Consider the following 13,085-nt stretch of genomic DNA (forward strand, 5'->3'; position numbering starts at 1 on the left):
CGGCCGGCACCCGCAACCTGGGGTGCCGGCCGGCGGCATTTCCCGTGCACCCGGGGATACGGCGTGTTGCGGGGTGGGGTGTAAGGAGGGGTCCCTTCCTATACACCAGGCGTTAGCAGGGGACCCCTCCTTACAAACAGCCAAAAACCCAAACAACACCAACCCACCGCGCGACCGGGGAACAACGAGCGGTGGAGCGTCGTTGTACCGGGCGTCGGTGTGATCCAGTGTCCCCGGGCCTCACCTAAATTGCCGTCGCGGAATACCGTTCGGCTGGAGCCGCGTCGCGCCACTCGCCGAGAGGCGACCTGCACACCGACCCGCTGGCCGGCACCCCACTCGGGGTGCCGGCCGGTCGCGTTTCAGTCGGACAGGTCGAGGGCGGTGACCACGTCACCGAGTACGACCACGGCGGGCGGACGCAGCCCCGCGTCGGCCACGGCGGCGGCCACCTCACCGAGCGTGGCGCGTACGACCCGCTCCGAGCCGGTGGTGGCTTCCTGGATCACGGCGGCCGGGGTGTCGGCGGGTCGGCCGTGGGCCAGCAGGGTGGCGGTGATCGCCGGCAGGTTCTTGAGCCCCATCAGGATCACCAGCGTGCCCCGGAGACCGGCCAGGGCCTCCCAGCGCACCAGCGAGTCCGGCGAGTCGGGCGCGACGTGGCCGGACACCACCGTGAACTCGTGGGCCACGCCCCGGTGGGTGACCGGGACGCCCGCCGCTGCGGGGGCGGCGATCGAGCTGGTCACGCCGGGCACCACGGTCACCGGTACGCCGGCCTCCGCGCAGGCCAGCAACTCCTCGCCGCCCCGGCCGAAGACGTACGGGTCGCCGCCCTTGAGCCGGACCACGAAGGAGCCGGCCAGTGCCCGGTCGACCAGGATCTGGTTGATCTCCTCCTGCGCGCGGGACGGGCCGTACGGGATCTTGGAGGCGTCCACCAGTTCGACGCCGGAGCGCAGCTCGTCCAGCAGCAGGCCGGGCACCAGCCGGTCGGCGACCACGACGTCGGCCTCGGTGAGCAGCCGCCATCCCTTCAGGGTGATCAGTTCGGCGTCACCCGGCCCGGCACCGACGAGGGCGACCTCGCCGCCCCGAGCAGTTCGGGTGTTAACAAGGGGCCCTTCCTCTACCGGAGGCGTTAATAAGGTGCCCTTCCTTACCTGCAGGAGGGTGCGGATGGCGTCTCGGACGGTCATCGCGCGGTGCGGGTCGCCGCCGCCGAGGACGCCCACGGTCACCGGGCCGTGTCGGGTCACCGCCGGGGTCCAGGCGGTCGCCGCCTCACGGTCGTCGGCGCGTACGCAGAAGATCCGGCGTTCGGCGGCGGCGGCGCTGACGGTGGCGGCGGCGACCGGGTCGTCGATGGCGACCTGCACCAGCCAGGCGCCGTCGAGGTCCTCGGGGACGAAGCGGCGCTCTGCCCAGCGCAGCCGTCCGGCGTCGGCGTGGGCGCGCAGTGCCGGACTGATCTCGGGCGTCACCAGCAGCACGTCCGCACCGGCGTCGAGCAGGGCGGGTACCCGGCGGGTGGCCACCGCTCCCCCGCCCACCACGACCACCGGGAGGCCGGCCAGGCGCAGTCCGAGCGGATAGGGGTTGCCGGTCACTTCTCGGCCACCCCGGCGGAGTCGAAGGTGGCGACCTCGTGCAGCACCCGGGCCGCGCCGGTGACCACGGGCAGGGCCAGCAGGGCGCCGGTGCCCTCGCCCAGCCGCAGGCCGAGGTCGATCAGCGGGTCGAGGCCGAGCCGACGCAGCGCGACCGTGGCGCCCGGCTCGGCGGAGCGGTGACCGGCGATCATCGCGCCGACCGCGTCGGGGGCGAGTGCCGCGGCGACGAGCGCGGCGGAGACCGCGATCACGCCGTCCAGCAGCACCGGTACGCGTCGCGCGGCGGCGCCGAGCACGAACCCGGTCAGGGCGGCGTGCTCCAGCCCGCCGACGGCCGCGAGCACTCCCAGCGGGTCGTCCGGGTCGGGGGCGTGTCGGTGCAGTGCGGCCCGCACCACCTCGATCTTGTGCTGGTACGTCGGGTCGTCGACGCCGGTGCCCCGGCCGGTCGCCTCGGCGGCGTCGACCCCGGTGAGGGCGGCGATCAGCGCGGCGGCCGGTGTCGTGTTGCCGATGCCCATGTCGCCGGTGAGCAGGATCTTCGCGCCCGCGTCGATCAGCTCTCCGGCGATCCGGATGCCGACCTCGATCGCCGCCGTGGTCTCCTCGCGGGTCAGCGCGGCGGTGACGGTCAGGTCCCGGGTGCCTCGGCGTACGGGGGCGGTGACCAGTCGGGGCAGCCCGTTGTTGGCGTCCGCGTCGGTCGGGTCGGGGGCGGGCAGCGGGGTGGCCACCCCGACGTCGACCACGGTGACCGAGGCGCCGGCCTGCCGGGCGAACGCGTTGACGACGGCGCCGCCGGCCAGGAAGTTGCCGACCATCTGCCCGGTGACCTCCTGCGGCCAGGGGCTGACCCGCTGGGCGTGCACGCCGTGGTCCCCGGCGAAGATCGCCACTGCGGCCGGGGTCGGCAACGGTGGCGGGCAGGTGCCGGCCAGGCCGGCGAGGCGTACGGACAGCTCCTCCAGGGCACCCAGCGAGCCGGCCGGCTTGGTCAGCCGGGCCTGCAACTGGCGGGCCGCGGTCATCGCCGGCTCGTCGAGCGGGCCGATCGCCGCGATGGTGGTCTCCAGCATCATGCCTCCAGGATCTCCGCCAGCACCTCGATGAACGCGTCCGTGGTCGCCCGATCCCGTACGGCGATCCGCAGCCAGTCTGGTCCGAGTCCCGGGAAGGTGTCGCCCCGGCGTACCGCCCAGCCGCGTTCGCGCAGGTCGGCGCGGAGCCGGTCGGCACCGGGCCGGTGCACCAGGACGAAGGCGCTGGCCGGGCGGCCGGCGACGCGTACGCCCGGCAGGGTCGACAGCCGGTCGACCAGGTGGGCGCGGTCGTCGGCGAGTTGTGCGGCGATGGCGCGTTCGGCCTGGACCGCGACGTCGGTGGCGCAGGCGGACGCGGCGGCCAGGGCGGGGGTGGCGACCGCCCAGAGCGGCTGTACGGCGGCCAGCCGCGCCAGCAGCGCCGCCTCGCCGAGTAGGTAGCCGATCCGGAGTCCGGCCAGTCCCCAGGTCTTGGTGAGGCTGCGGACGACCAGCAGCCCGGGCAGGTCACGCCGGGCGGCCAGCGACTCGGGTTCGCCGGGTACGCCGGGCGTGGTGGTGGTGTCGGCGAACGCCTCGTCGATCACCAGGACCCGGCCGGGGCGGGCCAAAGCGGCCAGGTCGGCGGCGGGGTGCAGGACCGAGGTGGGGTTGGTCGGGTTACCGATCATGACGAGGTCGGCGTCGGCCGGGATCCGGTCCGGGTGCAGCCGGAAGTCGTCGGCCGCGTCGAGCAGTACCCGCTCCACGGTGTGCCCGGCGGCCCGCAGCGCGGCCTCCGGTTCGGTGAACTGCGGGTGCACCACCACCGGTCGGCGTACTCCGCGCAGCGCCTGGGCGAGCAGCACGAAGCCCTCGGCGGCACCGGCGGTGAGCAGCACCTCCTCCGGCGGGCGGCGGTGCCGGGCGGCGACGGCGGCGCGGGCCGGACGCGGGTCCGGATAGCCGGCGAGGTCGGTCAGGGTGGCTCTGATCGGGTCGGCCAGCCAGGCCGGCATCGGGGCGCGCCGGACGTTGACGGCGAGGTCGACCAGGCCGTCGCCGACCTCCGCGTCACCGTGGTGCGCGAGGTCGGGTTCGGGTGTCGGATGGGACGCTCCAGCGAGCGGACCGTGCATGCCCGCGATCCTGCCGGGAAGGCGGCGCGGACGACAGCAGCCCGTGGAGTGCTCCGCATCACCACTGATCACTTCATGAGTATTTCTCATGTACGAATCGGAAATGTCATAACTTATCCGTGTGAGTAATCGACCCCTTGCCGCCGTAGGTCGACTCGTTCCTCTCCTCCGCGCCGGACTGATCGCCGGTGTCGTCGTCGCCGCCGTCGCGTACCCCGTGGTCGCCGTGACCGGCCTCGGTGCCAAGGCCACCGCGCACGCCGTGGAGAGCAAGACCCGCCTGCTGGCCACCGCCCTGCCCGCCGAGACTTCCTACCTGTACGCGCCCGACGGCAAGACCGTGCTGACCATGTTCTTCGAGGAGTACCGGCAGTACACCAAGCTGGCCGACGTCTCCCCGCACATGCAGCAGGCGATCGTCGCCGCCGAGGACAACCGCTTCTACCAGCACCACGGCGTCGACCCGAAGGGCGTCGCCCGCGCCTTCGTGGCCAACGCCCGCTCCAGCGGCGTCTCCCAGGGCGCCTCCACGCTGACCATGCAGTACGTGCGGATGGCGCTGCGGGACAGCGCCACGACGCCCAAGGAGGTGCAGGAGGCCACCGCGCAGACGCCGATCCGCAAGGTCAAGGAGATGCGGATGGCGGTCGACCTGGAGAAGGAGTTGAGCAAGGAGGACATCCTGGAGCGCTACCTCAACTCGGCGTACTTCGGTCACCGCGCGTACGGCATCTACGCCGCCAGCGAGATCTTCTTCTCCAAGACGCCGAAGGAACTCACCCAGGTCGAGGCGGCCACCCTCGCCGGTCTGGTCAAGTCCCCGTCGCAGTACGACCCGGCCAGCTCCGACCAGAAGGACGCCACCACGCGGCGCAACTACGTGCTCGACAACATGGCACGGCTGGGTTACCTGTCGCCGAACGCCGCCGAGGCGGCCAAGGGCGAGCCGATCCGGTTGCGGCTGACCTACCCGCCCAACGACTGCGCCGCCGTACCCGAGAAGTGGAACAGCTGGGGCTTCCTCTGCGACTACCTCAAGAACTGGTGGAGCGCCCAACCCGCGTTCGGCAAGAACCGCCTGGAACGCCTGGACAAGCTGCGACGGGGCGGCTACCGCATCGTGCTGAGCATGGATCCGAAGGTGCAGGAGGCGGCGGAGAAGAACGTCGGCACCGAGGGCAACACCGGCAGCCCGTTCGCCAACGGCATCGTGGTCTCCGAGCCGGGCACCGGCCGGGTCAAGGCGATGGCGGTGAACCGCACCTACTCCCTGCAGGTGGACGAGAACCCGCTCAGCTCCAACCCGGAGGCGGGCCCGAACGTCCGGGCCAACTACCCGAACACGGTGGCGCCGCTGATGGGCGGCGGTGACCTGCCGGGCTACCAGGCCGGGTCGACGTTCAAGATGTTCCCGATGCTGGCCGCGCTGGACGCCGGCATGACGCTGAACACCACCTTCAACGCGCCGCACAGCTACCGCTCCGAGATCTACGACGGCTGGCAGCCGTCGAACGCCAGCGGCGCGATGAGCGGTACGCAGACCATGTGGTCCGGCTTCGGCAAGTCGGTGAACACCTACTTCGTCTGGCTGGAGGAACAGGTCGGGGCGGAGCGGGCCGTCCGGCTCGCCGAGCAGTTGGGGCTGCGCTGGCGTACCGACGTGGACCGCGACCACGCCTCACCGGCGAAGGCGAACAAGTGGGGCGCGTTCACGCTCGGCGTCTCCGACGCCACCCCGTTGGAGATGGCCAACGCGTACGCCGCGATCGCCGCCGACGGACGCTACTGCGAGGCGATCCCGGTGAACGCGATCTACAACCGGGACGGCACGCCCGCGATGTTCACCACCCCGGGCGGTATCGAACGCGAGATCGCCAAGCCACGGTGCCGCCAGGTGGTCAATGCCGACGCGGCGCGGGCCGCGACCGACGCCGCCCGCTGCCCCACCGGGGACACCCCGGCCAAGGGAAGCTGCGGTGGCTGGTCGACCGCGGACAGCGTGCGCGGCACGGTGGGCCGCCCGGTGGCCGGCAAGACCGGTACCACGGACAGCACCCGGTCGGCCTGGTTCGTCGGCTACACCCCGGAACTGGCGGCGGCCAGCTTCATCTCCGACCCGGACAACCCGTTCAACGCGGTCGGCGACGGCCAGTCGCAGATCCCGATCGCGGCGGTCTCGAACACGCTGCGCGACGCCCTCAAGGGCAGCCCGACGCGGGACTTCGTACCCCCGTCGGACCGCATAGTCGGCTGACGCCCGGCACGCGCCGGAGCGCCGCTCAGGCCGGCGCTCCGGCGGCCGGTTCGGCCGCCACCACAGCGGCGGGCGCGATCGGGACGCCCAGATCGGGACCGGCCGGGATCGCGGCCGGCTCGGTGGCCGCGGCGGTCACCAGGCGCCCGGCGATCCGTGGGTACGCGGCCCAGTGCGGGACGAGTTGGGAGGCGTGCACGCCACGCCAGACGAAGCCCTCCGGCGCGCCGCCCGCCCAGCCCCACGCCGGACGCGGCCCACCCCGTGGGGTGAGCACCGCGCGGTGCTCCTTGTGCCCGGTCACCACCTCGCCCCGGGTCGCCACCACACTGTCGCTCTGGGCGGTCGCCTCGCGGTAGCCGACCACCAGACCGTCCCGGATGCTGCCGATCGCGTCGAGGACCCCGCACATCGGCAAGCCGTCGAGTTCCCGGGCCAGCCAGAGCAGCCCGGCCCCCTCGGCGACGACCGGCCGACCGGTACGCGCCAACTCGGCCACCGCGATGCAGAGCCGACGGTTGGCGGAGAGCTGCTCGGCGTACGACTCGGGCAGCGCGCCGCCGACCACCAGCGCCCGGGTGCCGGCCGGCAGCACCTCGTCGACGAAGGGGTCGAGCGTCACCACGTCGGCACCGGCGGCGCGCAGCAGCTCGGCGGTCTCGGCGTGGCTGAAACTGCCGCCCGGTCCACCGGCCACCGCGACCAACGGACGTCCGGCACCGGCCGGTACCGGCGGGGCGCCCGCCTCCGGGTGCGGCGACCACGGCGGCACCGCGAGTTCGGGGGCGGACCGGGCCAGCCCGTGCAGCCGTTCCAGGTCGACGGTGGCCGCCACCGCCTCACCGAGTCGGCGGACCGCCCGGGCGGCCTCGCCGCCGTTCTCCAGCACCGGCATCACCCCGTGCCGACGGCTCGGCAGCACGGCCGGCAGGTCCTGGCGGCGCAGCGCGCCGTAGACCGGTATGCCGATGTCGTCGAGCGCCTCGCGCAGCAGTGTCTCGTGTCGGGCGGAGGCGACCCGGTTGAGGATCACGCCGCCGATCCAGAGCTGCTCGTCGTACGCCCGGAAGCCGTGCACCAGGGCGGCCACCGACTGGCCCATCGCGGCGACGTCGACCACCATCACGACCGGGCTGCGCAGGGCGGTGGCGACCGCTGCGGTCGACTCGGTCTCGCAGCGTCCGCTGAGGCTGTCGTAGAGGCCCATGCTGCCCTGCACCACGGCGAGCCCGGTGTCGGCGGCACCGTGCAGCAGCAGCGGCGCGAGCCGGTCGGTGCCCATCAGCCGAGGGTCCAGGGTGCGCCCGGGTCGGCCGGCGGCGAGCCCGAGATAGGCGGCGTCGACCGGATCCGGGCCGATCTTGAACCCGGCCACGTCGAGACCACGATCGGCGAACGCGGCGAGGATGCCGATCGCCAACGCGTTCTTGCCGTGCCCCGACGAGGGGGCACTGAGCACCAGACGCGGCACGACGGTCATCATCGACTCCTCGCGGGCGGCGAGCGTGCCGACCGTCGGCGCGCCCCGTGCGCGTGACGATAGCCCACGTCGGTCGCCCGTAGGCGCCGCCCGCCGCCCCGATCCGCTTCGATCCGCCCGACCGGAGCGGACCGCCCCGACACCGACACGCTCCGTCGTCGATCGGCCCTTTCCCGGCCGTCACGTCGACGGGCGGGGCGGCGCAGTGGTGACGGTCATACGGGTAGCCTCGTGGCGTGTACCGGTTCCTGCTGACGCCACGCTGGCTGGGCATCCTCGCGCTGTCCCTGGTCCTCGCCACGATCATGGTGATGCTCGGCAACTGGCAACTGGACCGCTACCACGGTCGGACGGCGGTCAACGAGCGCATCGACGCCGGGTTGCGGATGGACCCGATGCCGCTGCGCGAGGCGGTGCCCGCGCCGACCGGTGGCCCCGGCAGCGTCGGCCCGGCACCGGCCGACGACCGGACCTTCATCCGGGTGATCGCGACCGGCCGGTACGACACCGACAACGTGGTCCTCGTCCGGGGCCGGACGGTGGAGAGCAAGGTCGGCTTCGAGGTGCTCACCCCCCTGGTCCTGGCCGACGGCACCGCCGTCCTGGTGAACCGGGGCTGGATCCCACCGGCGCCGGGCGGGGCGATGGCCCAGCCCGAGGTGCCGGCGGCACCGCCCGGCGAGGTGACCGTCGAGGGCCGGGTGCACGCCAGCGAGAGCGGTTCCGGCAACGTGGCCCGCCGGGAGGGCCGCCTGGAGACCCGCCGGGTCGCCGTGCCGCAGCTCGCCGCACAGTTGCCGTACCCGGTGCACGGGGCGTACGTGCTGCTCGACGAGCAGACCCCGGCCGCCGACCCGGTCTTCCGCGCGGTGCCGGTGGGGCACGCCAACAACTGGCAGAACCTCGGGTACGTGGTGCAGTGGTGGATCTTCGCGGCGATGACGCTGTTCGGCTACGGCTGGATCGCCCGTCGGGAGGCCCGCCGGCTGGCCGGCGTGACCGACGACGACCTCCCCCGCGACCGCGCCGCCGACCCGGCGTCGAGCAGCCCCGCCCCGAGCAGCTCTGCCCCGACCAGCCCGGCCTGAGGCGGTCAGTCTGAGCCGGTCAGCCGCCCGCGCGGCCGGCGTGGATGGCGCGTACGGCGTCGATGGTGTCGGCCTCGGCGGCGGTCTTGTCGTCGCGGTAACGGACCACCCGGGCGAACCGGAGCGCCACCCCGCCCGGATAGCGTGAGCTGGTCTGCACCCCGTCGAAGGCGATCTCGACCACCTGCTCGGGCCGGACCCGCACCACCCAGTCGCCGCGCTCGACGGAAAGGTCCAGGAACCGTTCGGTCTGCCAGCGCAGCAACTCGTCGGTGAGCCCCTTGAAGGTCTTGCCGAGCATCACGAACCCGCCGCCGGCCGGATCCCGCGCCCCGAGGTGCAGGTTCGACAGCCAGCCCTTGCGCCGGCCACTGCCCCACTCGACGGCGAGCACCACCAGGTCGAGGGTGTGCCGGGGCTTCACCTTCACCCAGGCCGCACCGCGCCGACCGGCGTCGTAGGGCGCGTCGGGCGACTTCACCACGACGCCCTCCTGGCCGGCGTCGAGCGCGGCGGCGAACGCCGCGCCGGCCTGCTCCGGCCCGTCCACCTCGATCCGCCCGACCAGCACCGACGCGTCGACGGTGGCGGCGAGCGCGGCCCACCGCTCGCTGCCGGGCAGGTCGATCAGATCCGCGCCGTCGAGGTGCAGCAGATCGAAGAAGTACGGCGTGAGCACGGTCTCGCCGGTCCGGGCGGCGGCGGCGCGGACCGCCGGGGCGACGGATGCCCCGCTGCCCCGGCGGGCGGCGGCGCTCGACGTCTGCTGGAACGGCAACGGTCGGCCGGTGGCGTCCAGCCCGATCGCCTCCCCGTCGAGCACGAGTTCCCGGGCGGGCAGGGCGCGGACGGCGGCGACCACCTCGGGCACCCGGCCGGTGATCTCGTCGAGGCTGCGGGTGAACACGGCGATGTCGTCGCCGCTGCGGTGCACCTGGATGCGGATGCCGTCCAGCTTCACGTCGACCACGGCGGGTGTGCCGGTCGCGGTGAGCGCCTCGTCGACCGTGGCGGCGCTCTGCGCCAGCATCGGGGCGAGCGGTCGCCCGACCCGCAACCCGAACTCGGCCAGTGCCGGGGCACCGCCGTCGAGCGCGGCCACCGCGACCGCCCGCAGGTCACCGGCGAGCAGCAGGGCCCGGCGTACCGCGCCGACCGGCACCTCGGCGGCCCGGGCGATCGCGTCGGCCAACAGCCCGGCCTGGGCGCCCTGACGCAGCTCGCCGAGGAAGAGGCCGGTCAGGACGCGTTGCTCCTCGGCGGTGGCGGCGGTGTAGAGCGCGGCCACCAGATCGCGGCGACGGGCCTGCGAGCCCACGCCGTGCACCGCCGCGATCTCGTCGATGGCCGCGTCGACCCCGGCCACGGTCAGCGTCGCCTGCGCCGCCGGTGGCGGCAGGTCGCGCAGCGCGGCCCAGCCGACCCCGGTCTGTCGCTGGCGCAGCTCGCCCGCGAGCCAGCCGGCTCCGGCCGCCACCTCGTCCGGATCGAGCCGGCGCAGGGCGTCGGCGAGCAGCTCGACCTTGGCCCGTCGGCCGCTGACGGCACCGACGGCTGCGGAGGTGGCAGCCAGGTCGAGGAAACGCACGACCTCATCCTGCCAGCCACCCCCGACAGCGGGTGTCACCTGCGCGGGAGCTGCTCCGGCAGGTCAGGCCGGGACCGGCTCCTCGACCCGCAGACCGCGCGCGCGGACCTCCTCGGCGATGCGGGACAACGACGCGTCCACGGCGACCAGAGCGGCGGACAGCTCGGCGAGCTGTTCCTTGAGCGTGGCCTCCGGCCACGCGGAGACGTCGACGTCCCCCAGAGCGCTGACGGCGGCCTCCATACGGGCCATCACCTCGTTCGTACGCATGTTCGAGAGGCTACAACAGCCGCGCGTCCGACACGCCGGAAACAGCCACCATTCGCGCGAAGTTACCGAGTTGGGGCCGGGCCCGCCTCGGCCACCTTGGCCAGCAACAACGCCTCGGCCAGGCAGACCCGGGCGAACTCGCCCAGGTGCAGGCTCTCGTTCGGTCCGTGCGCCCGCGCGTGCGGATCCTCCACGCCGGTCACCAGGATCGCCGCCTGCGGGAACATCTCCTGGAAGGTGGCGATGAACGGGATCGACCCGCCGACGCCGATGTCCACCGGGTCGGTGCCGTCCCAGGCGGCGCGGAAGGCCGCGCGGGCCGCGTCGAAGACCGGGCCGGAGGCGTCGATGACGCAGGGCGCGCCGTCGTGCTCGAAGGTGACGTCGACCTGCGCACCCCACGGCGCGTGTCGCTCCAGGTGGTCGCGCAGCGCGAGGTACGCCTGCTTCGGCTCGTCGCCCGGCGCCAGCCGGAGGCTCAGCTTGGCCTTGGCCGCCGGCACCAGCGCGTTCGGCGCCTCGGCGGTGGCCGGGGCGTCGATGCCGAGCACGGCCAGCGCGGGCCGGGTCCAGAGCCGGTCGGTGATCCGGCCGGAGCCGATCAGGCGTACGCCCTCGGCGAGCCCCGCCTCGGCCCGGAACCGGTCCTCGGGGTAGTCGACGATCGCCTCGTCCCGACCGACCAGCCCCTCCACCGCCACGTTCCCGGCGTCGTCGTGCAGGGTGGCCAGCAGCCGGACCAGCGTGGTGAGCGCGTCCGGCACGACTCCGCCGAACATCCCGCTGTGCACCGCGTGGTCCAGGGTGCGGACCTCGACGAAGCAGTTGACGACGCCGCGCAGCGAGGTGGTGAGCGCCGGCACGCCGACGTCCCAGTTGGTCGAGTCGGCGATCACGATGACGTCCGAGGCGATCTTCTCGCGGTGGTCGGCGAGCAACTGCTCCAGCGAGTCGGAGCCGTACTCCTCCTCCCCCTCGACGAACAGCACCACGCCCACGGGCAGGCGGTCGCCGAAGGCCCGCAACGCGGCGACGTGCGCCATGATGCCGGCCTTGTCGTCGGCGGCACCCCGGCCGTAGAGCCGGCCGTCCCGCTCGACCGGCTCGAACGGGTCGGACTCCCACAGCGCCCGGTCCCCGACCGGCTGCACGTCGTGGTGGGCGTAGAGCATGACGGTGGGCGCGCCGGGCGGGGCGGCCCGGCGGCCGATCACGGCGGGCTGGCCGTCCGCGCGCACGATCTCGACGTCGAGACCGCAGCCGCGCAGCAGTTCGGCCACCGCCTCGGCGGAGCGCTCCACGTGCGAGTGGTCGAACCCCTCGAAGGCGATGCCCGGGATACGGACGAGGCGTTCCAGGTCGGCCCGGACGCCGGGCAGTTCCCGGGTCACGGCCTCCCGCAACTCGGACTCGGTCATGATCGGTGTGGTCATGACCGGCATGGTATGCCGCCCCGACCTGCGGTTCCCGGCCGAGCCAGGTAGTAGTGACGGTCATCGTGCGGCAACCCGGGGTCACCGTCGACCACCAGGTCGGCCCGCGCCTGCGTGTCGTCGGCGGCGAAGTGCGCCTGCTCGGTGTCGTGCCACCGGCGCAGCTCCGGCAGGATCTCCGGGCCGTCGCGCGCCACCGCCCGGGCCAACCGCAACGACTGCGGGGCGGTGACGAAGACGGCCAGCGTCAGGTCCGGACCAGCGGCGGCCCGGGACGTGCTGACCCCCTCGACGACCAGCACCGGCGCCACCGGCACCGACACCGGCTCGGGCCGGAAACACCGGCGTACCCAGTCGTAGCACCGGTACGACCCGGCCCGGCCGGACCGCAGCGGCCGCAACACGTCGCGCTCCAGTCGCGCCCAGAAGGTGAGCTGGTCGTCCCACCCGTCGAGCAGGTCGTCGGTGTGCACCACCGGCGGTCGTACCGCCTCCGGCCCGATGTCGCCGAGAGCAACGGCCAGGCGCGCGGCGAACAGCGTCTTGCCCGCCCCGCTCGGCCCGTCCACGGCCACCAAGCGGGTACGCCCCAACCGGGCCGGTGCCGCCAGCACCCGCCCCGCCAGTCCGGCGTACGACTCGAAGACCGCCACCACGGAGACCGACGTTACCGATCGGGTTGTCCCACACCGCTTCGGACCGCCTGTCGAGAAGCCGCACGGCATGATCGTGGCGTGTCCCATTCCGTGATGAGTCCCGGCGTCGAGGCGTTGCTGGAGCAGGCCCGTTCGGGCATGACCCGGCTGACCCCACAGGAGACGGTGCAGGCCGCCGCCCGGGGTGCCCTGGTGATCGACACCCGCACCGACGGGCAGCGGCGGGAGCAGGGCGACCTGCCCGGCGTCATCGTGATCGACCGGACCGTCCTGGAATGGCGGCTCGACCCGGCCAGCGACTGGCGGATCCCCGAGGCCACCAACTACGACATGGAGGTCGTCGTGGTGTGCCGCCAGGGCTACAGCTCCAGCCTGGCGGCGGCCAGCCTGCGCGCGCTCGGCCTGCACAAGGCGACCGACATGATCGGCGGCGTGGAGGCGTGGCGCTCGGCCGGCATGGCCTTCTCCGACCAGCCCGCCGACGTCCGCTACTGATCCACCGGCGCCACGAAGGCTCAGACTGCCGGCCCGCCGGGATCGCGCGC

Annotated in this window: 10 protein-coding genes and 1 pseudogene; 3 read left to right on the top strand and 8 right to left on the bottom strand. The window is 73.7% G+C overall.

Features of this window, described 5'->3' with window-relative positions:
* Positions 1–362 precede the first annotated feature (362 nt).
* Genes cobA through cobC form a run of 3 tightly spaced genes read right to left on the bottom strand, consistent with a single transcriptional unit; the run spans position 363 to position 3,771 of the window.
* Positions 363–1,610, bottom strand: coding sequence for a uroporphyrinogen-III C-methyltransferase (cobA, locus tag ACWDVW_RS14565; protein WP_449948377.1), 1,248 nt, complete (start codon positions 1,608–1,610; stop codon positions 363–365).
* On the bottom strand, positions 1,607–2,689 hold the full coding sequence (cobT, locus tag ACWDVW_RS14570; RefSeq protein WP_449948665.1) for a nicotinate-nucleotide--dimethylbenzimidazole phosphoribosyltransferase: 1,083 nt from the start codon (positions 2,687–2,689) through the stop codon (positions 1,607–1,609). Before cobT ends, cobA begins: the two co-directional genes overlap by 4 nt.
* On the bottom strand, positions 2,689–3,771 hold the full coding sequence (cobC, locus tag ACWDVW_RS14575; protein WP_449948380.1) for an Rv2231c family pyridoxal phosphate-dependent protein CobC: 1,083 nt from the start codon (positions 3,769–3,771) through the stop codon (positions 2,689–2,691). Before cobC ends, cobT begins: the two co-directional genes overlap by 1 nt.
* Before the next feature lie 121 nt (positions 3,772–3,892).
* On the opposite strand from cobC, the gene ACWDVW_RS14580 reads away from it, so the two are divergent.
* Positions 3,893–6,025, top strand: coding sequence for a transglycosylase domain-containing protein (locus tag ACWDVW_RS14580; RefSeq protein ID WP_449948383.1), 2,133 nt, complete (start codon positions 3,893–3,895; stop codon positions 6,023–6,025).
* Positions 6,026–6,050: 25 nt separating this feature from the next.
* On the opposite strand, the gene ACWDVW_RS14585 is transcribed toward ACWDVW_RS14580, so the two are convergent.
* Complete coding sequence (locus ACWDVW_RS14585; RefSeq protein WP_449948386.1) at positions 6,051–7,505, bottom strand: cobyrinate a,c-diamide synthase; 1,455 nt, start codon at positions 7,503–7,505, stop codon at positions 6,051–6,053.
* Positions 7,506–7,741: 236 nt separating this feature from the next.
* Between ACWDVW_RS14585 and ACWDVW_RS14590 the strand changes: the two genes are divergently transcribed.
* Positions 7,742–8,593: an SURF1 family cytochrome oxidase biogenesis protein gene (locus ACWDVW_RS14590; protein WP_449948389.1), complete on the top strand. Its 852-nt coding sequence runs from the start codon at positions 7,742–7,744 to the stop codon at positions 8,591–8,593.
* A 19-nt stretch (positions 8,594–8,612) separates the two neighbouring features.
* Here the strand turns inward: ACWDVW_RS14590 and ACWDVW_RS14595 are convergent, their stop codons facing one another.
* The 4 genes and pseudogenes from ACWDVW_RS14595 to ACWDVW_RS14610 all read right to left on the bottom strand — a co-directional run.
* Positions 8,613–10,181 (bottom strand): ATP-dependent DNA ligase, encoded by a 1,569-nt coding sequence (locus ACWDVW_RS14595; protein WP_449948392.1) that lies wholly within the window; start codon positions 10,179–10,181, stop codon positions 8,613–8,615.
* A 63-nt stretch (positions 10,182–10,244) separates the two neighbouring features.
* Positions 10,245–10,451 carry a hypothetical protein gene (locus tag ACWDVW_RS14600; protein ID WP_350700240.1) on the bottom strand — a complete coding sequence of 69 codons (207 nt, stop codon included), beginning with the start codon at positions 10,449–10,451 and terminating at the stop codon, positions 10,245–10,247.
* A gap of 62 nt (positions 10,452–10,513) precedes the next feature.
* Positions 10,514–11,869: a M20/M25/M40 family metallo-hydrolase gene (locus tag ACWDVW_RS14605; RefSeq protein ID WP_449948668.1), complete on the bottom strand. Its 1,356-nt coding sequence runs from the start codon at positions 11,867–11,869 to the stop codon at positions 10,514–10,516.
* Positions 11,862–12,699, bottom strand: a pseudogene (locus ACWDVW_RS14610) (uridine kinase family protein); the annotation flags it as partial. The pseudogene ACWDVW_RS14610 and the gene ACWDVW_RS14605, both read right to left, overlap by 8 nt.
* Between ACWDVW_RS14610 and ACWDVW_RS14615 the strand changes: the two are divergent.
* Positions 12,634–13,035 (top strand): rhodanese-like domain-containing protein, encoded by a 402-nt coding sequence (locus ACWDVW_RS14615; protein WP_350700279.1) that lies wholly within the window; start codon positions 12,634–12,636, stop codon positions 13,033–13,035. The pseudogene ACWDVW_RS14610 and the gene ACWDVW_RS14615 sit on opposite strands and share 66 nt — an antisense overlap.
* Positions 13,036–13,085 lie beyond the last annotated feature (50 nt).

It is taken from the genome of Micromonospora sp. NPDC003241 (assembly GCF_053589795.1).